We start from the raw sequence: 268 nt of genomic DNA, 5'->3' as shown, positions 1-268 counted from the left end.
CAGCAGGAGGGGCATCAGCGACGTCATATCCATAGCAGCAGTTCTCCTTGATTCTCACCGAGCCCGGGTCAGATACCGCGGAACTCTTCCTCGGTAACGACCCGATAGGCGTGCTCCGCCTCCAGGTACTCCAGCAGCACGACGCGATCGCCGCGCTTGAAGCCTTTGTTTTCTTCCGCACGAACTTTCAGGATCAGCCCGGCGCCGCCGTCTTCCAGCAACGCCTCGCCATGTTGCAGGGTGACCCGCCCGCTGCGCACCACCGCGA

1 pseudogene is annotated in these 268 nt (G+C 62.7%); it reads right to left on the bottom strand.

From position 1 onward, the window contains the following. Nucleotides 1–68 precede the first annotated feature (68 nt). Nucleotides 69–268: pseudogene (locus ACLJNW_RS25495) on the bottom strand (ubiquinone biosynthesis protein UbiH); the annotation flags it as partial.

The organism is Salmonella sp. SAL4457, from assembly GCF_046548235.1.
In the GTDB taxonomy this organism is placed as follows: Bacteria; Pseudomonadota; Gammaproteobacteria; order Enterobacterales; family Enterobacteriaceae; genus Salmonella; species Salmonella enterica.
This window is presented reverse-complemented; position numbering and strand designations above follow the sequence as displayed.